Genomic DNA, 1,101 nt, shown 5'->3' with positions numbered 1-1,101 from the left:
GTAGTTTCTTCATTTGTCATTACAGGTTATGTTGCTGGCACTGCTAGTCTGATTAGAAAAACTTTTGCTCGTTATCACTCCAATGAAATAGTCAAGAATTTATTGGAAAGTAAAGAGGGTTTAAAAATAGGAGGTAAGAGGCAATGTATAACTGTATTAACTTCTGATTTAAGAGGGTTTACGGCCTTTTCTGAGCAACTATCCCCAGAAAGTGTTGTAGAAATTATTAATATTTATCTCAAAGATATATTAAAAATCATCACTCAATATGGTGGTAGTATTGACAAGCTACTTGGCGATGGAATAATGGTTTTATTCGGCGCTCCCATAGTTAGGGAAGATGATGCACAGAGAGCTGTGGCCTGTGCATTGGCAATGCAGTTAGAAATGAAATCTATTAATCAAAAAATCAAAGCTCTAGGGTGGCCAACTTTAGAAATGGGTATTGGTATTCATACAGGGGATGCTGTAGTAGGAAATATTGGCTCTGAAGAACATACTGAATATACTGCTATTGGTTGGGAAGTTAATTTGGCTTTTCGCATAGAAAGCTATGCCACTGGAAATCAAATTCTGATTTCTAATGCTACTAGGGCAGCGGTCGGTACCTCACAATTAAGGATAGATAGTACGAAGGAAATTAAGCCTAAAGGTATTAGTAATCCAATTAATATTTATGAAGTGGGAGGAATTAGTGGTAAATATAATCTATTTTTGCCGAAAGAAGAGGAAATTCTATTACCGATAGAACAACCAATTCCTATCTTTTATTTAATTGTAGAAGGCAAACATATTAGTAATACTGTGTTTAAGGGAAAGTTAGTTAAGCTTTCTCAAAGAGGATCAGAGATAGAGATTAACAGATATGCTTCAGAAGATTCACTACCATTAATTCACAGTAATATCCAACTTAATTTATTAAATCCTAGCAATAAATCGTTTATGAGCGAGCATATTTATGGAAAGGTCTTAAAAGTAAAAGAAGCATCAAAGACTTTTTATATCCGTTTTACTTTCAAACCTCAGTCTGTTATAGAACAACTTGATAATTTATATCAATCTTCTTTACAGCGATAGAATTTAGTGTTATACTGGAAGAGT

The 1,101-nt window shown here is 33.9% G+C and carries 1 protein-coding gene; it reads left to right on the top strand.

From position 1 onward, the window contains the following. Window positions 1-1,077: adenylate/guanylate cyclase domain-containing protein (locus tag F6K13_RS34395; protein ID WP_287290124.1), on the top strand; the 1,077-nt coding region annotated here is incomplete at its 5' end. Window positions 1,078-1,101: the final 24 nt, after the last annotated feature.

Source organism: Okeania sp. SIO2B9 (genome assembly GCF_010672505.1).
GTDB classification, from domain to species: Bacteria; Cyanobacteriota; Cyanobacteriia; order Cyanobacteriales; family Microcoleaceae; genus Okeania; species Okeania hirsuta.
The sequence above is the reverse complement of the archived record's forward strand: the minus strand, read 5'-3'. Positions and strand labels throughout refer to the sequence as shown.